The sequence below is a fragment of the Pseudomonas sp. C321 genome (genome assembly GCF_055407105.1).
This window is the reverse complement of the sequence record NZ_JBUZRB010000002.1, coordinates 610,282-629,088: the sequence shown is the minus strand read 5'-3', so window position 1 is coordinate 629,088 and position 18,807 is coordinate 610,282. Positions and strand designations below refer to the sequence as shown.

Here is an 18,807-nt window from a genome sequence, read left to right as displayed (position 1 = left end):
TCGCCACAACGCTACTGCACACGGGTAGCGGGCGGGTAATAGAAAATGTCATAGACCCCGGCTTCCCCCTCCAGTCCCTGTTCATCAAAAGCAGATACGCGAACGTGATAAAACGATGCTTTCAATCCAGTGAAGCTCAAGTGCGGCTCGCTGGAAAAGTTTTCCTGCTTTATGTTCATAAACGCTTTATCAGTGGCCACTTGGGCACGATAACGCTGGGCACCCGGTTGCGGGCGCAGGTACAGGGTCCAGACCGGCGCATTGCCCTTCTGGCCGTCCTGGCCGATCAGCCTGGGCGCATCCAGCAACTCTACAGTCTTGAGCTCGCCCTGTTTTTTGAGCAGTACACCTTGGCGGGCACCAACCTTCACTTCGCCTTCCACAGGACCTACCGGCAGCTGCTTTTTCGCTGTTCGCCCGGCCGTCGGCGGTTCTGTGCGATTAACCGCCACTTGACCATTGAGCACCTCGACAACTGATTGCTCGTCATCGTTACGCACGCGAAAGTGGGTGCCACGCACCCCAAGCACACCCACCGGAGTCACGATCTGAAAACGATCATAGTCGCTGGCGCGCTTGAGCACATACGCCTCAACCTGACCCTGCTCCAGGAACACCTGGGGAATTGCCTGCTCTTGCACCAGGTGCAATCGAACTTGAGAGCTGGATGGCAACACGACTCGCGAACCATCCCCCAGCAGCAGACTCACAAACGCCGATGGGGAGGTTTTCACGCTTTCCTGCTCATCAATCAGCATGCCTTCCTCCAGCACGCTCGACCGCCCTTTGGCATCCAGCTTCCAGGCTTCGCCTGTAAGGTGCTGGACAACCGCAGGCAAGGGCTGTGCCCGACATAAATGATTGTCATCGATGTACGGCGCACGGACAGGGGCGGGCCGCGCCATGACAGACAGGCTGCTGACACAGAGCGTAAAAATCAGGCCTGAGCCCAACAACGAGAAGAGGGCAGAACGATATCGGCAGGGAAAGAAGGTCATGGTGCTCATCAAGATTCTAATTCTAATGGTTCATCAGAAAGCACGTTTAGAAAGCGTCTTGCGGCGGCAGGGGCCTTGAATGCTGCCTACGATACCCGATGACGCATCGCACTCGATAGCCGTAATGTCTGGCGCATTGGAAGTGATCGTCGGCTGGCCGGTGATCCATTGAAGAGGATGACACGTCCATGTGTCGACCAGATCAACAGTGTCGATCCGGGGTGTACATCGAAGAGATACTGTCCCTCATATCCCTGCGACGACAGTTCACGGCGAACCATGCACTGCGGTTGACACGTCCAAGTGTCGCAGGTGCATCCCGCACGCCTGCTTTTGTCACACAGCAATAGAGAATTTACCTACAGCGACGGCGCATAGGGGGATTTGCAACATTTGTTCAGATTTAGAATATCCACCGTTGGTTTTGCAGACGTACGCTGGCTTGTTGAAACTGCGGGGGCGCCTCTACGTTACGCAACCCTGCGTATCCCAGAGAGTCACCTGACTCACTGGGCATGTGCAACTCATCGAATGGAATGGGTTGTACCGGATTGCAGGCATCAACCGTTTCCGGGCCGAGGCTTGCCGCGGTGGCCATCATCAACATCGTTCCCCACACACTGACCTTCTGCATGACGACCTCTCGTCCCGACATAGCATAAAACCTGATTGCCATTGATCCTTTTCCTGAAGGTCTTGAGCCGGTATCTTTCCAGCTGGGTACTCGCGATATTCAACGGCCTAACGGCTATTTGATATCAGCGTACCGAGAGATCCAGGGATCAGAGAATTTGGCCATAATTGTTCAGATTCAATGGTCGGCATCTGCGCAGTAGTGCCCCTCATGAAATCGAGCCGACGCCTCTGCAGTACTCTTCAAGAAGAAAGGACCCTCCCATGCGTGTCGCTATACTGGATGACGAACCTGCCGAATTACGGCGGGTGGAACAGACACTGCGACAAATCCCAAGCGCTTCGGAGCAGCCATGGACGCTGCATTGCTTCGAGCGCGGTGAAGACTTGCTACGCCAACTGCGCCGAGAAACCTTTGACTTGCTGGTGCTCGATTGGCAGCTGCCTGATCTCAGCGGCCTGGCGATCCTGCGCTGGACCCGCGAACACCTGGACGCACCACCGCCAGCCATCATGCTCACCAGCCGCGATGCCGAAAGCGACATCGTCCAAGCGTTGAACAGCGGAGCGGATGATTACGTCAGCAAACCCTTTCGTCCCAATGAACTCAAGGCACGGGTCACAGCGGTCCTGCGGCGCCACGGTTTACAGAAATCCGCAGCAAGCGAAGTATTAACCTTCAATGACCTGACGTTTGATGACGCAGAGTTGACGGTCACACGGGGCGGGAATCCTATCAACTTGACCGAGCGTGAATACCGACTGGCACGCTGCCTTTTCGCTAACCTGGCGCGGCCACTGTCTCGTGAATACCTCTATGAGCGGTTTTGGACCCATGAGGAAATGGTGTCTTCACGGCCGCTTGATACTCATATCTATCGGCTGCGTAACAAGCTGGGATTGACGGCTGATCGGGGATGGCAGTTGCTGACTATCTACGGATATGGCTATCGGCTGGAGAGTGTGGCAGCCGCTAGCGCTTAAGAAGAAGGCACCTTCTCAGATGTTCCACGTGGAGCATTTAGAAAATTTTCGATTCTTTGCTCAATAAAAAAGGCCAACGCTAAGCGTTGGCCTTTTTTTGTTTTGCTTCGCAGCCTGATTAGAAGTCCAGGTTAGACACCGCCAAGGCATTGCTCTCGATGAAGTCACGACGTGGTTCAACCGCATCACCCATCAGGGTGTTGAAAATCTGGTCCGCGCCAATGGCATCTTCGATGGTCACGCGTAGCATCCGGCGCTGGCTAGGGTCCATGGTGGTTTCCCAGAGCTGATCCGGGTTCATTTCGCCCAAACCTTTATAACGCTGAATGGTGTGACGCTTGGTACTTTCCGCCATCAACCAGTCCAGGGCTTCCTTGAACTCCTTGACCGCTTTCTTGCGTTCGCCACGCTGAATATAAGCGCCGTCGTCCAGCAAGGTGCTCAGTTGCGCGCCGAGTGTGACAACCGTCTTGTAGTCATTGCTGCCGAAGAAGTCGCGGTTGAAGGTGACGTAGTTCGACAGACCATGGGAGATCAGTTCGACCTCTGGCAGCCATACGTTACGCTCACGGTCTTCACGCAGACTGGCTTTGTAAACCAGGCCGGATTTTTCCACGGTGCGCAGACGGACTTCGTACTGAGCCAACCACTCCTGCATTGCTGCATGATCGCCCAACTGTTCGAGGCTGACTGCTGGCAGATAGATGAAGTGCTCGGTAAGCTCCTGAGGGTACAGGCGCGACAAACGCTTGAGGGTCTTCATCACCATGCGGAAGTCGTTTACCAGGCGCTCCAGCGCCGGCCCGGAGATTCCCGGAGCTTCGTCGTTCAAGTGCAAGCTGGCATCTTCCAGGGCCGACTGCGTCATGTACTCTTCCATGGCGTCGTCATCTTTGATGTATTGCTCTTGCTTGCCTTTTTTCACTTTGTACAACGGCGGCTGGGCGATATAGATGTAGCCACGCTCGATCAGCTCCGGCAACTGACGGAAGAAGAAGGTCAGTAGCAGGGTACGGATGTGCGAACCGTCGACGTCAGCATCGGTCATGATGATGATGTTGTGATAACGCAACTTCGCGATGTTGTACTCATCGCGGCCAATGCCACAGCCCAGAGCGGTGATCAAGGTGCCGACTTCCTGAGAGGAAATCATCTTGTCGAAGCGGGCTTTCTCGACGTTAAGGATCTTGCCCTTCAACGGCAGGATGGCCTGGGTGCGACGGTTACGACCTTGCTTGGCAGAGCCGCCAGCAGAGTCACCTTCCACCAGGTACAGTTCGGAGAGGGCAGGGTCCTTCTCTTGGCAGTCCGCCAGTTTGCCCGGCAGGCCAGCAATATCCAACGCGCCTTTACGACGGGTCATTTCACGGGCTTTACGCGCCGCTTCACGAGCCCGCGCCGCGTCAATCATCTTGCCGACAACCAGCCTGGCTTCGTTCGGATTTTCCAACAGGAAGTCGGAGAAGTACTTGCCCATTTCCTGTTCCACTGCCGTCTTCACTTCTGAGGACACCAGCTTGTCTTTGGTCTGCGAGCTGAACTTAGGATCAGGAACCTTGACCGAGATAATCGCAGTCAGGCCTTCACGGGCATCGTCGCCGGTGGTGGCGACTTTATGTTTCTTCGCCAGACCTTCCGCTTCGATATAGGTGTTCAGGTTACGCGTCAGTGCGGAACGGAAACCCACTAGGTGAGTACCGCCATCGCGCTGTGGAATGTTGTTGGTGAAGCACAACAGGTTCTCGTTGAAGCTGTCGTTCCACTGCAGAGCGATTTCCACGCCGATGCCGTCTTCACGCTGTACGTTGAAGTGGAACACTTCGTTGACCGGAGTCTTGTTGGTGTTCAGGTATTCAACGAACGCACGCAAACCACCTTCGTACTTGAACAGCTCTTCCTTGCCGCTGCGCTCGTCCTTGAGGACGATGCCGACACCGGAGTTGAGGAAGGACAATTCACGAATCCGCTTGGCCAGGATGTCCCAGCTGAAGTGGATGTTCTTGAAGGTTAGGTCAGAAGGACGGAAGTGGATCTGGGTACCGGTGGTTTCGCTTTCGCCAACGATTTTCATCGGCTCCTGCGGAACGCCGTGAACGTAGGTCTGTTCCCAGATCTTGCCGCTACGACGCACGGTCAGCACCAGCAGTTCGGAGAGGGCGTTCACCACGGAAACACCTACACCGTGCAAACCGCCAGATACTTTGTAGGAGTTGTCATCGAACTTACCGCCGGCGTGGAGCACGGTCATGATGACCTCTGCTGCCGAAACGCCTTCTTCTTTATGCACATCTACCGGAATGCCGCGACCGTTGTCGCGCACGGTGATGGATTCGTCCGGGTGGATGATGATGCTGATGTCGTCGCAGTGACCGGCCAAAGCTTCGTCGATCGAGTTGTCGACCACCTCGAACACCATGTGGTGCAGACCGCTGCCATCATCGGTGTCACCGATGTACATACCGGGACGTTTGCGTACGGCATCCAAACCTTTAAGCACTTTAATGCTGGTCGAGTCGTACGTATGTTCTTCGCTCATGCCTTACTCCCGATGGTCGTGGGTCTGGGTGATACGGCCTTGTTCCACGTGGAACAAAGCAACTGGCGTTTCCGTCTGCCAGCCTTCCCTCAATAATTCATGGTCTACACAGGTGATAAACACCTGGCAGCGTAAGTCTTCCAACAAGCGGCATAGCGCACGGCGGTGCTGCTCGTCCAGTTCGGACGGCAAGTCATCCACCAGATAAATGCACTGGCCTCGCCGAGCCTGGCTGACCAGATGCCCTTGGGCAATACGCAGCGCACAGACCACCAACTTCTGCTGACCGCGAGACAAAATATCTGCGGCGTTATGTGCACCTAATCTAAGGCGCAAATCAGCCCGTTGTGGTCCGGCCTGGGTGTGACCAATTTGCTGATCCCGCTGTAGAGAGGTGGCAAGCACTGCACTCAGTTCCCGCTCTTTGTCCCAACCACGGTAATAGCTCAGCGTTAAACCTTCGAGCTCTAGCAACTCACTCAAGGTTTGTTCAAAGACTGGTTTCAAGGCTTTGATATAGGCGCGGCGGTATTCATCTATTTCAGCGCTGGCCAGGCACAGTTCCCGGTCCCAGGCCGCTTGCGAAGCGGCGTCAAGTGTACCATGCCGCAGCCACGAGTTCCGCTGCCGCAAGGCCTTCTGCAGGCGCTGCCAAGTGGCCATGAAGCGCGGTTCCACGTGGAACACTCCCCAGTCGAGGAACTGCCTGCGGATTTTTGGTGCACCTTCCAGTAACCGGAAGCTGTCGGGGTTGATCAATTGTAGGGGCAGTATTTCCGCCAGTTGCGCCGCACTGCGAGCATTTTGCCCATCAATGCGGATCTGAAATTCCCCCTGACGATCACGGGATATCCCCAGGCTGCTGTGACCGCCTTCCGCCAATTCGACCTGGCCAAATACGGTACACGCCAACTGCTCGTACTGAATCACCGGCAACAGGCGCGCACTGCGAAAGGAACGGGCAAGCCCCAGCAAGTGAATGGCTTCCAGAACGCTGGTTTTGCCACTGCCGTTGGCGCCATGGAGAATATTGATGCGGGGAGAGGGGGAGAGGGTCACCGGGTGCAAATTGCGCACCGCGGTGACCGAGACGCGACTGAGGGACATCTAGCTTCTGCTGAACATGATTACAGGCGCATCGGCATAACAACGTAAGCCGAGTCGTCGTTGTCGGATTCTTGCACCAGTGCGCTGCTGTTGGAGTCGGACAGAATCAGGCGAACCTGTTCGGTAGTCATCACGCCCAGCACGTCCAGCAGGTAGCTGACGTTGAAACCGATTTCCAACGAACCACCGTTGTAGTCGACGCCTACTTCTTCTTCCGCCTCTTCCTGCTCCGGGTTGTTGGCCTGGATCTTCAGCTGACCGTTGGCCAGTTGCAGACGAATACCCCGGTATTTCTCGTTGGACAGAATCGCCGTACGGCTGAACGCTTCACGCAGGGCCTGGCGATCGCCGATCACCAGCTTGTCGCCGCCTTTAGGCAGCACACGCTCGTAATCCGGGAACTTGCCGTCAACCAGTTTGGAAGTGAAGGTGAACTCACCGGTGGTTGCGCGGATGTGGTGCTGGCCCAGCACGATGCTGACATTGCCATCCGGCTCAGTCAGCAGACGCGCCAGCTCAAGGATACCCTTACGCGGCACGATCACCTGATGGCGATCCGGCTGACCAATATCGGCCTTCATAGAGCACATGGCCAGACGGTGACCGTCAGTGGCCACAGCGCGGATGATGCCTTCCGAGACCTCCAGCAGCATGCCGTTGAGGTAGTAACGCACGTCCTGTTGGGCCATGGCGAAGCTGGTGCGCTCGATCAGACGGCGCAGCTTGCTTTGCCCCAGGCTGCAAGTCAGCGAACCAGGACCTTCTTCCACGGTTGGGAAATCGTTCGCCGGCAGGGTGGACAGGGTGAAACGGCTGCGGCCGGCCTTGACTACCAACTTCTGCTCATCGACCTTGATGTCGATCAGCGCGTCGTTAGGCAGGCTCTTGCAGATATCCATCAGCTTGCGCGCTGGCACGGTGATCTCGCCGGGTTCGGCGGGTTCTTCCAGCTGAACGCGACCAACCAGTTCGACTTCCAGGTCGGTACCGGTCAACGACAGTTGCTGGCCTTCGACAACCAGCAATACGTTGGAGAGCACCGGCAAGGTCTGTCGGCGCTCGACGACGCCTGCGACCAGTTGCAGGGGTTTCAACAGGGCTTCGCGTTGAATGGTGAAATGCATGGTCTAGTCCCTTGCCTTAATAAGCTGCGCTGGTGTTCATCAAGTTGTCAGTGTACGCAGCAGGTTCTTGTAGTCCTCGCGAATATCCGCGTCGGATTCCTTAAGTTCGTTGATCTTGCGGCACGCATGCAAGACCGTGGTGTGGTCGCGACCGCCAAACACATCACCAATTTCCGGCAGGCTATGGTTGGTCAACTCCTTGGAGAGCGCCATCGCCACCTGACGTGGACGTGCTACCGAGCGCGAACGGCGCTTGGACAGCAGGTCGGAAATCTTGATCTTGTAGTACTCGGCCACTGTGCGTTGGATGTTATCCACACTGACCAGTTTGTCTTGCAAGGCCAACAGGTCTTTCAGCGATTCACGAATCAGCTCAATGGTGATATCGCGGCCCATGAAGTGCGAGTGAGCGATGACACGCTTGAGCGCGCCTTCCAGTTCACGCACGTTGGAACGAATACGCTGGGCGATGAAGAACGCGGCGTCGTGGGGCAGATCGACTTTCGCCTGGTCGGCCTTCTTCATCAGAATCGCGACGCGGGTTTCCAGTTCCGGCGGTTCTACTGCAACGGTCAGACCCCAGCCAAAGCGCGACTTCAAGCGCTCTTCCAGGCCTTCGATCTCTTTCGGATAACGGTCGCTGGTCAAGATGACCTGCTGACCACCTTCGAGCAAGGCGTTGAACGTGTGGAAAAACTCTTCCTGGGAACGTTCCTTGCGGGCGAAGAATTGAATGTCATCGATCAACAAGGCGTCGACGGAACGGTAGAACCGTTTGAACTCGTTGATAGCGTTGAGCTGCAACGCCTTGACCATGTCGGCAACGAAGCGCTCCGAGTGCAGGTACACGACCTTGGCATTCGGGTTCTTCTTTAATAGATGGTTACCCACAGCATGCATCAAGTGCGTCTTACCCAAGCCAACGCCGCCATAAAGGAAGAGTGGGTTGTAACCATGCTTGGGGTTGTCGGCCACCTGCCAGGCGGCTGCACGGGCCAACTGGTTGGATTTACCTTCTACGAAATTCTCAAAGGTAAACGTCCGGTTCAGATAGCTGGTGTGCTTGAGCGCACCTTCAACCTGCACCGTGCGCTGTTCTGCGCGAATCGGTGCCTGTTGCGAACTGGCACCTGCCATCGGATCGAAGCTGTCACGGGACGGCTCTTCGTTCCTCGGCGCGTTTTTTTGCGAAAACGACTTTGATGGGCCAGCAGCAGGAGCTACCGCTGTGTGGTTGACCGGTGCAGCGGCAGCCTGAGCTTGCGACGCAGCAGCAGCCAACGGCGCATTCGGCGCGGCACGAGGTACCGAGCTGCGTTTGCTGCCTATTAATAAGGAGAGAACCGGGGCTTGCCCGTTGCCATGTTCATCGAGCAATTCGAGAACGCGGCTCAGGTACTTCTCGTTGACCCAGTCGAGAACAAAACGATTGGGTGCGTAGACGCGCAACTCGTCGCCTTCGGCTTCGACCTGTAGCGGACGGATCCAGGTGTTGAATTGCTGGGCAGGCAGCTCATCGCGCAAAAGCTCTACGCACTGCTGCCAAAGTTCCACTGACACGGAGATCCCCTAAGTTGAAAGCCGGTGAGGCAAAAACAGCCGCCATTGTAGCGGCCAGCCGTCTACTTATCCACATGTAGGTTGCTCACAGGACGCCAAGAATCAATGCCTTAACCGTAAAAAAGGCGACCAATGGTCTGTGCATAAGCTCTGTGGATAAGAGCCCCTAAGCCCGTTGTACAAGTGGGGGGGAAAGTCTGTGGGTAACTGGCCTGTGGATAACTAGCCATTCCACACACAGCTTATCCGACAGTGCAGCACAGGTAGAGCACCGTTTCTCCCCCGTGTTGTCATCCTCTGTACATCAAGTAAAACGTGGCCTTAAGGTGGTTATCCACAGAAGATGGCGTCCCTAGCTTTTATAAGCTTTACAGAAAAGCTTTAAATAACTTCCTTCTTTATTTTTATATCTATGGCATTGCTCACGAAAGCCGAACGACTCGGAATAGGTCCGGATGTGTCCAGATATCTAATTGAAGGAAAAGCGGGTTGGAAATTGACCTAGAGGCTTGCTTTCTCTAGAATCGCCGGTCTCTTAAAACGGGGGCCATTCCGGCCCGTTGTGGACGAACCAGGTAACACGCCATGAAACGTACTTTCCAACCAAGCACCATCAAACGCGCCCGTACTCACGGCTTCCGTGCTCGCATGGCTACCAAGAACGGCCGTGCTGTCCTGTCGCGTCGCCGCGCCAAAGGTCGTGCGCGTCTGGCAGTTTGATAATCCGGTACTGGTGGTGAGTCAGGACTTCAGTCGGGAAAAGCGTCTGCTAACCCCCCGGCATTTCAAGGCAGTCTTTGACTCCCCCACCGGCAAGGTTCCGGGGAAAAATCTCCTGCTCCTTGCGCGTAACAACGATCTGGATCACCCCCGTCTCGGGTTGGTGATTGGCAAGAAGAGCGTAAAGCTCTCCGTTGAGCGCAATCGCCTCAAGCGTCTGATGCGCGAATCGTTTCGCCTCCACCAGGACACTCTGGTTGGTTGGGATATTGTTATCGTCGCGCGCAAAGGCTTGGGGGACATAGAAAACCCCGAATTGATTCAGCATTTCGGCAAGCTCTGGAAACGTCTGGCTCGTACTAACAAGCCAGCACCAGCAGTCGGCACCGAAACTGTAGGGGTAGACAGTACTGATGCGTAAACTGGCACTCGTTCCGATCCAGTTTTACCGCTATGCCATTAGTCCGCTGATGGCCAGCCACTGTCGTTTCTACCCCAGCTGCTCCTGCTACGCGTATGAAGCCATAGAAAATCATGGCCTTCTGCGCGGTGGCTGGCTGACCTTTCGTCGTTTAGGTCGCTGTCATCCGTGGAATCCCGGTGGTTATGACCCGGTTCCACCTATCCCTACCTCCCGTTCTTCTTCGATGGCCGAGTAATCATGGATATTAAACGCACGATCCTGATCGTCGCCCTGGCAATCGTGACCTACGTTATGGTTCTTAAGTGGAACCAGGACTATGGTCAGGCTGCCCTGCCGACTCAGAATGTTGCTACCAATCAGGCTGCGCCGGCTATTCCGGACACTCCGTTGGGTAACAATGCTTCCGCCAGTGCCGATGTACCCAGCGCAAATTCCGATAGCAGCACCCCTGTAGAAACACAGGTGATAACCAGTAAAGACCTCATCCACGTCAAAACGGATGTGCTGGACCTGGCTATCGATCCACAGGGTGGTGACATCGCCCAGCTGAAGCTGCCGCTGTATCCACGTCGCCAAGACCATCCAGATGTTCCGTTCCAGCTGTTCGATAATGGCGGCGAACGTACTTATTTGGCGCAAAGCGGCTTGACCGGCACTGACGGTCCTGATGCTCGTGCTACCGGTCGTCCGGTTTATTCGACCGAACAAAAGACTTATCAACTGGCTGATGGCCAGAACCAGTTGAACGTCGACCTGAAATTCAGTCTCGATGGCGTCAACTACATCAAGCGTTTCAGTTTCACCCGTGGTTTGTACGATCTGAAAGTAACCTACCTGATCGACAACACCAGCGCCAAAGCCTGGACCGGCAATCTGTTTGCCCAGCTCAAGCGTGATGGCAGCTCCGATCCTTCTTCCAGCACCGCCACCGGCACCGCGACTTACCTGGGCGCCGCCCTGTGGACAAGTAACGAGCCGTACAAAAAAGTGTCGATGAAAGATATCGACAAGGCTGCGCTGAAAGAAACCGTACAAGGTGGCTGGGTCGCCTGGTTGCAACACTACTTCGTGACAGCCTGGATACCGAGCAAGGGCGAAGCCAACCTGGTTCAAACCCGCAAGGACAGCCAAGGCAACTACATCATTGGTTTCACTGGCCCAGCGGTGACCGTCGCTCCAGGTGCCAAGGCTGAAACCAGCGCTACGCTGTACGCCGGTCCGAAAAGCCAGGCTGTGCTCAAAGAGTTATCCCCAGGTCTGGAACTGACTGTGGATTACGGCATTTTGTGGTTCATTGCCCAGCCGATCTTCTGGCTGCTGCAACATATCCACAGCATCGTTGGTAACTGGGGCTGGTCGATCATCTTCCTGACCATGCTGATCAAGGGGATTTTCTTCCCTCTGTCGGCCGCCAGCTACAAGTCGATGGCGCGTATGCGTGCCGTGGCCCCGAAACTGGCCGCTCTGAAAGAACAACATGGCGATGACCGGCAGAAAATGTCGCAAGCCATGATGGAGCTGTACAAGAAAGAGAAGATCAACCCGCTGGGTGGATGCTTGCCGATTCTGGTGCAGATGCCGGTGTTCCTCTCGCTGTACTGGGTTCTCCTGGAAAGCGTAGAAATGCGCCAGGCACCGTTCATGCTGTGGATAACTGACCTGTCGATCAAAGACCCGTTCTTTATCCTGCCGATCATCATGGGCGCGACCATGTTCATCCAGCAGCGTTTGAACCCTACACCTCCGGATCCGATGCAGGCTAAAGTGATGAAAATGATGCCAATCATCTTCACCTTCTTCTTCCTGTGGTTCCCAGCTGGTCTGGTTCTGTACTGGGTGGTCAACAACGTGTTGTCGATCTCTCAACAGTGGTACATCACGCGTAAGGTCGAAGCGGCTACCAAAAAAGCCGAGGCGTAACTTACTCTGTGGATAACCACTCAAGACGCCCCCTAGTGGGGCGTTTTGCATTTTGTCACTTTTGTCCGGGTACCCGTTGATGAGCGCTCCTCGTGAAACCATAGCCGCCGTCGCCACCGCTCAAGGTCGTGGCGGTGTCGGTATCGTTCGTATTTCCGGGCCGCTCGCCGGCATCGCGGCTCAAGCCATCATTGGTCGCGAACTGAAGCCTCGGTACGCCCATTACGGGCCGTTCTTCAATGACGATGAAGAAGTGCTGGACGAGGGTATCGCCTTATATTTTCCGGGCCCCAATTCCTTTACCGGTGAGGACGTCCTGGAACTGCAGGGTCACGGCGGCCCGATCGTGTTGGATATGCTGCTGCAACGCTGCCTGCAACTGGGCTGTCGCCTGGCTCGGCCGGGTGAGTTCAGCGAGCGGGCGTTTCTTAATGACAAGCTTGACCTTGCACAAGCCGAAGCAATTGCCGACCTGATCGAAGCCAGTTCTGCCCAGGCCGCGCGCAATGCCTTGCGCTCGTTGCAGGGGGCATTTTCCCTGCGTGTGCATAATCTCACCGAGCAGTTGATCAGTTTGCGGATCTACGTCGAGGCGGCGATTGATTTTCCGGAAGAGGAAATAGACTTTCTGGCCGATGGTCATGTCCTGGCGATGCTGGACAAAGTTCGCTATGAGTTATCCACAGTCCAGCGTGAAGCGGGACAAGGTGCGTTGCTGCGCGATGGGATGACAGTGGTGATTGCCGGTCGTCCAAATGCCGGTAAATCCAGCCTGCTTAATGCCCTCGCTGGTCGGGAAGCGGCGATCGTTACTGAAATTGCCGGCACCACTCGGGATATCTTGCGTGAACATATCCACATCGATGGCATGCCGCTGCACGTTGTTGATACCGCTGGCTTGCGCGATACCGACGACCAAGTGGAAAAAATCGGCGTGGAGCGGGCACTCAAGGCTATCAGCGAGGCTGATCGGATATTACTGGTAGTGGATGCGACGGCTCCAGAGGCTGTGGATCCTTTTGCCCTGTGGCCAGAATTTCTTGAACAACGGCCGGATCCGGCGAAGGTCACGCTGATTCGTAACAAGGCTGACCTCACCGGTGAGCCCATAGCGCTGGAAGTTAGCGAAGATGGCCACGTGACCATCAGCCTTAGCGCCAAGTCCGCAGGTGATGGCCTGGAACTGCTGCGCGACCATCTCAAAGCGTGCATGGGCTACGAGCAGACCTCGGAGAGCAGCTTCAGTGCTCGCCGTAGGCACCTGGAGGCGTTGCGCCATGCCAGCACGGCCCTTGAGCATGGTCGGGCGCAGTTGACCCTGGCTGGGGCTGGAGAGCTGCTGGCCGAAGATTTGCGTCAGGCACAGCAGCTATTGGGCGAAATTACCGGGGCATTCAGTTCCGACGACTTGCTCGGAAGGATCTTTTCCAGCTTCTGCATCGGTAAATAGACCCTCGTTACTCACAGACAGGCCATTCGCGCCTGTCTGTTCTGCCCGCTTCAGGGCATTCAATTCCTACTTCTGACAAGCGCTATCGGTTGCGATGGCTTTTTCGTGGGCGCGATTTGCTGCACCAAGCGTTTTTCTGTGGATTAAGCCCTGTGAATAACAGCCTCTGTACTCGGTTGATAACCGGGCTTGAAAACTGAGGAAAACCACGTCTGTGGATAAGTAGCTGTTTAATCCACAGGCTTAAAGCACTTATCCAAGTGCCTTATCGGCACCTAACCACAGACTTTTGAATCCTTGTACACGACATAAATAAAGGCCTGTAGAAATCTATCCACAGAAAAGTGCCTCAGTATTAATAAACATAAAAATAAAGATTTAATATATTTCTCTCTTTTAATTTCTATTGTCTGTGATTCATCCACAGCTGGTTAAATTTTGTGCAAAGGGTTCTTTAGGAAGGGCTAAGTCCCTATACTTGCCGCCAGAGTTAGAAAACCTGAGCTCAACCCTTTCCTAATTACCCAACTGAAGCAGGCACGAGGTGCGTGGTGGATTTCCCTTCCCGTTTTGAAGTGATCGTCATCGGCGGCGGTCATGCCGGTACCGAGGCAGCACTGGCGTCAGCACGTATGGGGGCAAAGACCCTGTTGCTGACGCATAACGTGGAAACCCTCGGTGCCATGAGCTGCAACCCCGCCATTGGTGGGATTGGCAAAAGCCATCTGGTCAAGGAAATCGATGCCCTAGGCGGCGCGATGGCCATGGCCACCGATAAGGGTGGTATTCAATTTCGCGTGTTGAACAGCCGCAAAGGCCCAGCCGTGCGAGCCACTAGGGCTCAAGCCGACCGGATTTTGTACAAGGCCGCTGTCCGCGAAACCCTGGAAAACCAGCCCAACCTGTGGATATTTCAGCAAGCCGCTGATGATCTGATCGTTGAACAGGACCAGGTACGTGGTGTTGTTACCCAAATGGGTCTGCGTTTCTTCGCAGAATCTGTTGTATTGACCACGGGTACCTTCCTCGGCGGACTTATCCACATCGGGCTGCAGAACTATTCAGGCGGCCGCGCCGGTGATCCGCCTTCAATCGCCCTTGCGCAGCGTCTTCGTGAGTTGCCATTGCGGGTCGGACGTTTGAAAACCGGTACACCACCGCGTATCGACGGCCGTTCCGTGGACTTCTCGGTGATGACCGAGCAAGCCGGCGACACGCCGATCCCGGTGATGTCGTTCATGGGTTCCAAGGAACAGCATCCGAAACAGGTCAGTTGCTGGATTACCCATACCAACGCCCGGACTCACGAAATCATTGCCGCGAACCTCGATCGTTCGCCGATGTATTCCGGGGTGATCGAAGGCGTTGGCCCGCGCTACTGCCCGTCGATTGAAGACAAGATCCACCGCTTTGCCGACAAGGAAAGCCATCAGGTCTTTATCGAGCCGGAAGGTCTGACCACTCACGAGCTGTACCCGAACGGGATTTCTACTTCCCTGCCGTTTGACGTGCAAATACAGATCGTGCAATCGATTCGCGGCATGGAAAACGCCCATATCGTGCGTCCGGGCTACGCCATCGAGTACGACTACTTCGATCCACGTGACCTGAAATACAGCCTGGAAACCAAGGTCATCGGCGGTCTGTTCTTCGCCGGGCAAATCAACGGCACCACCGGTTACGAAGAAGCTGGTGCCCAGGGTTTGCTGGCCGGAGCCAACGCGGCCCTGCGTGCACAGGGCAAAGACAGCTGGTGTCCGCGTCGCGATGAAGCGTATATCGGGGTGTTGGTCGATGATCTGATCACCCTGGGTACCCAGGAACCGTACCGAATGTTCACGTCCCGGGCCGAATATCGCCTGATCCTGCGCGAAGACAACGCCGACCTGCGCCTGACCGAAAAAGGTCGCGAGCTGGGTCTGGTGGATGACGCGCGTTGGGCTGCGTTCTGCAAAAAACGCGAAAGTGTCGAACTGGAAGAGCAGCGCCTGAAAAGCACCTGGGTTCGCCCTGGCACCGAACAAGGCGATGCCATTGCCGAGAAATTCGGTACGCCGCTGACTCACGAATACAACTTGCTGAACCTGCTGTCCCGTCCGGAAATCGACTACGCTGGTCTGATCTCGGTGACTGGCGGTGGTGCAGAAGATCCACAGGTCGCCGAGCAGGTCGAAATCAAGACCAAATACGCCGGTTACATTGATCGCCAGCAAGACGAGATTGCGCGTCTGCGGGCTAGTGAAGACACCAAGCTGCCTGTGGATATCGATTACACGAACATCTCGGGTCTCTCCAAGGAGATCCAGGGCAAGCTGGGGATAACTCGGCCGGAGACCCTGGGCCAGGCGTCCCGTATACCGGGCGTCACCCCGGCAGCTATTTCGCTGTTGATGATTCATTTGAAAAAACGCGGCGCGGGCCGTCAGTTGGAGCAAAGCGCTTGAGTTCGTTGGTCACCCTGCAACACGCCGAAGAGTTATCCACAGGTGCTCGCCAATTGGGCGTTGACCTGACAGAGGCCCAGCACGAATTGCTGTTGGGTTATCTGGCCCTGTTGATCAAATGGAACAAGGCTTACAACCTGACGGCGGTGCGCGATCCCGACGAAATGGTTTCCCGGCATTTGCTCGACAGCCTCAGCGTCATGCCGTTTATCGAAAACGGCCGCTGGCTCGATGTCGGTAGTGGCGGCGGTATGCCTGGCATCCCTTTGGCGATCCTGTTTCCCGAGTCGCAAGTGACCTGCCTGGACAGCAACGGCAAGAAAACCCGCTTCCTGACCCAGGTCAAACTCGAACTCAAACTCGACAACCTGCAAGTTATCCACAGCCGCGCCGAAACCTTCACGCCTGAACAGCCATTCAACGGAATCGTTTCGCGGGCGTTCAGCAGCATGGAGAACTTCAGTAACTGGACCCGCCATCTTGGCGACCGCGATACCCGTTGGCTGGCAATGAAGGGCGTTCATCCAAGCGACGAGCTGTTAGCATTGCCGGCAGACTTCCACCTCGATAGCGAACACGCCTTGGCCGTACCCGGTTGCCAAGGCCAACGCCATCTGCTGATACTGCGCCGCACGGCATGATTGGGAACACAAGCAAGAATGGCTAAGGTATTCGCGATAGCGAACCAGAAAGGTGGCGTGGGCAAAACCACCACCTGCATCAACCTCGCAGCATCCCTGGTTGCTACCAAGCGTCGGGTGCTGTTGATCGATCTCGATCCACAAGGCAACGCCACCATGGGTAGCGGTGTGGATAAACACGGCCTGGAAAACTCGGTCTACGACTTGCTGATTGGCGAGTGCGACCTGGCCCAGGCCATGCACTATTCCGAGCACGGCGGTTACCAACTGCTGCCGGCCAACCGCGATTTGACGGCGGCGGAAGTGGTGCTGCTGGAAATGCAGATGAAAGAAAGCCGTCTGCGCAGCGCCTTGGCGCCGATTCGCGAAAATTACGACTACATTTTGATTGATTGCCCGCCGTCGCTGTCGATGCTGACGATTAACGCATTGGTCGCCGCCGATGGGGTAATTATCCCCATGCAGTGCGAGTACTTCGCCCTCGAAGGCTTGAGCGATCTTGTGGATAACATCAAGCGCATCGCTGAATTGCTCAACCCGAACCTGAAAGTCGAAGGTTTGCTGCGGACCATGTATGACCCGCGCCTGAGCCTGATGAACGACGTGTCAGCGCAGCTCAAGGAACACTTTGGCGACCAGCTTTACGACACGGTGATTCCACGCAATATTCGCCTGGCCGAAGCGCCAAGCTATGGCATGCCCGCGCTGGCGTACGACAAGTCATCTCGTGGTGCTCTTGCTTACCTCGCCTTGGCGGGTGAGATGGTTCGTCGCCAACGCCGCAACTCACGCACCGCTGCAGCCCAGCCAACTTAAGGAATCCTCATGGCCGTCAAGAAACGAGGTCTCGGACGTGGACTGGATGCACTGCTGAGTGGTCCGACTGTTACTTCACTTGAAGAACAAGCGGTGCAGGCTGACCAGCGTGAGCTGCAGCACCTGCCGCTGGACCTGATCCAGCGCGGCAAATACCAGCCACGCCGGGATATGGACCCCCAGGCACTGGAAGAACTGGCCCAGTCGATCAAGGCCCAGGGCGTGATGCAGCCGATCGTGGTGCGCCCGATTGGCGGCGGCCGCTTTGAAATCATCGCCGGCGAACGCCGTTGGCGCGCCAGCCAACAGGCCGGCCAGGAAACCATCCCGGCGATGGTTCGCGATGTGTCGGATGAAACCGCCATTGCCATGGCGTTGATCGAAAACATCCAGCGCGAAGACCTAAATCCCATCGAAGAGGCGGTGGCCTTGCAGCGTTTGCAGCAGGAATTCCAGCTGACTCAGCAACAGGTCGCCGACGCGGTGGGTAAATCTCGCGTTACCGTCTCCAACTTGTTGCGCCTGATCGCGCTTCCGGAAGTGATCAAAACCATGCTTTCTCACGGCGACCTGGAAATGGGTCACGCTCGTGCTTTACTCGGTTTGCCGGAAAATCAGCAGGTTGAAGGGGCGCGACACGTTGTCGCACGAGGGCTCACCGTTCGTCAGACCGAGGCCCTGGTTCGCCAGTGGCTCAGTGGTAAACCAGAACCTGTCGAAGCCGCCAAACCTGATCCGGATATCGCACGCCTGGAGCAGCGCCTGGCGGAACGCCTAGGCTCTGCGGTACAAATTCGCCACGGCAAGAAAGGCAAAGGGCAATTGGTCATCGGATATAACTCTCTCGATGAGCTTCAGGGCGTACTTGCCCACATCCGCTGAAACATTTGCTTATGTAGCGCACAGTCGGAAATCACTACCTGGCTGTTGAATAGGGGCAGAACCGCCCCTATACTCTGCGCGCATTTTGTCGGCACAAATGATGCCAAGTTATTGATTTCCGGCAGCCGACTATTGGGGAGCAAGAGTGATGGAAAACCGCACGCCAAACACGTTGCCGTTCCATCGCTTGGCCGTTTTTCCGGTGTTATTGGCCCAATTTGTCATTTTGCTGATCGCCGCATTGGCGCTTTGGTATTGGCATGGGGTCGTAGCCGGATACTCAGGACTCTGCGGAGGCCTGATAGCCTTGCTGCCCAATATGTATTTTGCTCACAGGGCTTTTCGGTTTTCCGGCGCCCGAGCAGCCCAAGCCATCGTCCGGTCTTTTTATGCCGGTGAGGCGGGTAAACTGATTTTGACGGCAGTGCTCTTTGCGCTGACGTTTGCAGGTGTAAAGCCATTGGCGCCGCTGGCTGTATTCGGCGTCTTCGTGTTGACCCAACTGGTCAGCTGGTTTTCGCCCCTGCTGATGAGAACAAGATTTTCGAGACCTTAGGGCGTTTGAGGC

The 18,807-nt window shown here is 55.8% G+C and carries 17 protein-coding genes; 11 read left to right on the top strand and 6 right to left on the bottom strand.

The features are described from left to right. Window positions 1-11 precede the first annotated feature (11 nt). A complete protein-coding gene (locus ACZRJ6_RS08900) occupies window positions 12-998 on the bottom strand; it encodes a FecR family protein (RefSeq protein ID WP_463967920.1) in 987 nt (328 codons plus the stop codon). 403 nt (window positions 999-1,401) lie between these two features. After that, window positions 1,402-1,632, bottom strand: coding sequence for a hypothetical protein (locus ACZRJ6_RS08895; RefSeq protein ID WP_463967510.1), 231 nt, complete (start codon window positions 1,630-1,632; stop codon window positions 1,402-1,404). Between the two features lie 263 nt (window positions 1,633-1,895). Between ACZRJ6_RS08895 and ACZRJ6_RS08890 the strand changes: the two genes are divergently transcribed. After that, window positions 1,896-2,615 (top strand): response regulator transcription factor, encoded by a 720-nt coding sequence (locus ACZRJ6_RS08890; protein WP_463967511.1) that lies wholly within the window; start codon window positions 1,896-1,898, stop codon window positions 2,613-2,615. Window positions 2,616-2,733: 118 nt separating this feature from the next. Here ACZRJ6_RS08890 and gyrB read toward each other — a convergent pair whose 3' ends face one another. The 4 genes from gyrB to dnaA are packed head-to-tail and all read right to left on the bottom strand — an operon-like array spanning window position 2,734 to window position 8,942. Further along, entirely contained in the window at window positions 2,734-5,151 is a 2,418-nt protein-coding gene (gyrB, locus tag ACZRJ6_RS08885; RefSeq protein ID WP_463967512.1) for a DNA topoisomerase (ATP-hydrolyzing) subunit B, read from the bottom strand. Window positions 5,152-5,154: 3 nt separating this feature from the next. Beyond that, window positions 5,155-6,258 carry a DNA replication/repair protein RecF gene (gene recF, locus ACZRJ6_RS08880; protein ID WP_133100632.1) on the bottom strand — a complete coding sequence of 368 codons (1,104 nt, stop codon included), beginning with the start codon at window positions 6,256-6,258 and terminating at the stop codon, window positions 5,155-5,157. A 20-nt stretch (window positions 6,259-6,278) separates the two neighbouring features. Further along, window positions 6,279-7,382, bottom strand: coding sequence for a DNA polymerase III subunit beta (gene dnaN, locus ACZRJ6_RS08875; RefSeq protein ID WP_149412823.1), 1,104 nt, complete (start codon window positions 7,380-7,382; stop codon window positions 6,279-6,281). A gap of 39 nt (window positions 7,383-7,421) precedes the next feature. Continuing rightward, window positions 7,422-8,942, bottom strand: a complete 1,521-nt coding sequence (gene dnaA, locus ACZRJ6_RS08870; RefSeq protein ID WP_463967513.1) for a chromosomal replication initiator protein DnaA — start codon at window positions 8,940-8,942, stop codon at window positions 7,422-7,424. A 585-nt stretch (window positions 8,943-9,527) separates the two neighbouring features. On the opposite strand from dnaA, the gene rpmH reads away from it, so the two are divergent. From rpmH to ACZRJ6_RS08820, 10 genes are all read left to right on the top strand, one after another. Then, on the top strand, window positions 9,528-9,662 hold the full coding sequence (gene rpmH, locus ACZRJ6_RS08865) for a 50S ribosomal protein L34 (RefSeq protein ID WP_003213577.1): 135 nt from the start codon (window positions 9,528-9,530) through the stop codon (window positions 9,660-9,662). Between the two features lie 13 nt (window positions 9,663-9,675). Continuing rightward, entirely contained in the window at window positions 9,676-10,083 is a 408-nt protein-coding gene (rnpA, locus tag ACZRJ6_RS08860) for a ribonuclease P protein component (RefSeq protein WP_371923895.1), read from the top strand. After that, window positions 10,076-10,321, top strand: a complete 246-nt coding sequence (yidD, locus tag ACZRJ6_RS08855; protein WP_010465488.1) for a membrane protein insertion efficiency factor YidD — start codon at window positions 10,076-10,078, stop codon at window positions 10,319-10,321. Before rnpA ends, yidD begins: the two co-directional genes overlap by 8 nt. Window positions 10,322-10,323: 2 nt before the next feature. Next, window positions 10,324-12,006, top strand: coding sequence for a membrane protein insertase YidC (gene yidC / locus ACZRJ6_RS08850; RefSeq protein ID WP_463967514.1), 1,683 nt, complete (start codon window positions 10,324-10,326; stop codon window positions 12,004-12,006). 79 nt (window positions 12,007-12,085) lie between these two features. Next, window positions 12,086-13,456 (top strand): tRNA uridine-5-carboxymethylaminomethyl(34) synthesis GTPase MnmE, encoded by a 1,371-nt coding sequence (mnmE, locus tag ACZRJ6_RS08845; RefSeq protein ID WP_463967515.1) that lies wholly within the window; start codon window positions 12,086-12,088, stop codon window positions 13,454-13,456. 551 nt (window positions 13,457-14,007) lie between these two features. Continuing rightward, window positions 14,008-15,900, top strand: coding sequence for a tRNA uridine-5-carboxymethylaminomethyl(34) synthesis enzyme MnmG (mnmG, locus tag ACZRJ6_RS08840; RefSeq protein WP_463967516.1), 1,893 nt, complete (start codon window positions 14,008-14,010; stop codon window positions 15,898-15,900). Next, the gene (gene rsmG / locus ACZRJ6_RS08835) at window positions 15,897-16,541 is read left to right on the top strand and encodes a 16S rRNA (guanine(527)-N(7))-methyltransferase RsmG (RefSeq protein WP_463967517.1); all 645 of its coding nucleotides are present in this window, start codon (window positions 15,897-15,899) and stop codon (window positions 16,539-16,541) included. The genes mnmG and rsmG overlap by 4 nt, the downstream gene beginning before the upstream one ends. Before the next feature lie 18 nt (window positions 16,542-16,559). Next, on the top strand, window positions 16,560-17,357 hold the full coding sequence (locus tag ACZRJ6_RS08830; RefSeq protein WP_133100640.1) for a ParA family protein: 798 nt from the start codon (window positions 16,560-16,562) through the stop codon (window positions 17,355-17,357). Window positions 17,358-17,366: 9 nt separating this feature from the next. Next, complete coding sequence (locus ACZRJ6_RS08825; protein WP_149412830.1) at window positions 17,367-18,239, top strand: ParB/RepB/Spo0J family partition protein; 873 nt, start codon at window positions 17,367-17,369, stop codon at window positions 18,237-18,239. Between the two features lie 148 nt (window positions 18,240-18,387). Continuing rightward, window positions 18,388-18,795: a F0F1 ATP synthase subunit I gene (locus ACZRJ6_RS08820; protein ID WP_463967518.1), complete on the top strand. Its 408-nt coding sequence runs from the start codon at window positions 18,388-18,390 to the stop codon at window positions 18,793-18,795. The last annotated feature ends 12 nt before the right edge of the window (window positions 18,796-18,807 follow it).

Bases quoted from the DNA above. Each gene is read 5' to 3' on its own strand.
- dnaN (WP_149412823.1), bottom strand. From the start codon at position 7,382: ATGCATTTCACCATTCAACGCGAAGCCCTGTTGAAACCCCTGCAACTG.
- ACZRJ6_RS08895 (WP_463967510.1), bottom strand. From the start codon at position 1,632: ATGCAGAAGGTCAGTGTGTGGGGAACGATGTTGATGATGGCCACCGCG.
- ACZRJ6_RS08830 (WP_133100640.1), top strand. From the start codon at position 16,560: ATGGCTAAGGTATTCGCGATAGCGAACCAGAAAGGTGGCGTGGGCAAA.
- ACZRJ6_RS08900 (WP_463967920.1), bottom strand. From the start codon at position 998: ATGACCTTCTTTCCCTGCCGATATCGTTCTGCCCTCTTCTCGTTGTTG.
- gyrB (WP_463967512.1), bottom strand. From the start codon at position 5,151: ATGAGCGAAGAACATACGTACGACTCGACCAGCATTAAAGTGCTTAAA.
- ACZRJ6_RS08825 (WP_149412830.1), top strand. From the start codon at position 17,367: ATGGCCGTCAAGAAACGAGGTCTCGGACGTGGACTGGATGCACTGCTG.
- ACZRJ6_RS08820 (WP_463967518.1), top strand. From the start codon at position 18,388: ATGGAAAACCGCACGCCAAACACGTTGCCGTTCCATCGCTTGGCCGTT.
- mnmE (WP_463967515.1), top strand. From the start codon at position 12,086: ATGAGCGCTCCTCGTGAAACCATAGCCGCCGTCGCCACCGCTCAAGGT.
- yidD (WP_010465488.1), top strand. From the start codon at position 10,076: ATGCGTAAACTGGCACTCGTTCCGATCCAGTTTTACCGCTATGCCATT.
- recF (WP_133100632.1), bottom strand. From the start codon at position 6,258: ATGTCCCTCAGTCGCGTCTCGGTCACCGCGGTGCGCAATTTGCACCCG.
- rpmH (WP_003213577.1), top strand. From the start codon at position 9,528: ATGAAACGTACTTTCCAACCAAGCACCATCAAACGCGCCCGTACTCAC.
- yidC (WP_463967514.1), top strand. From the start codon at position 10,324: ATGGATATTAAACGCACGATCCTGATCGTCGCCCTGGCAATCGTGACC.
- ACZRJ6_RS08890 (WP_463967511.1), top strand. From the start codon at position 1,896: ATGCGTGTCGCTATACTGGATGACGAACCTGCCGAATTACGGCGGGTG.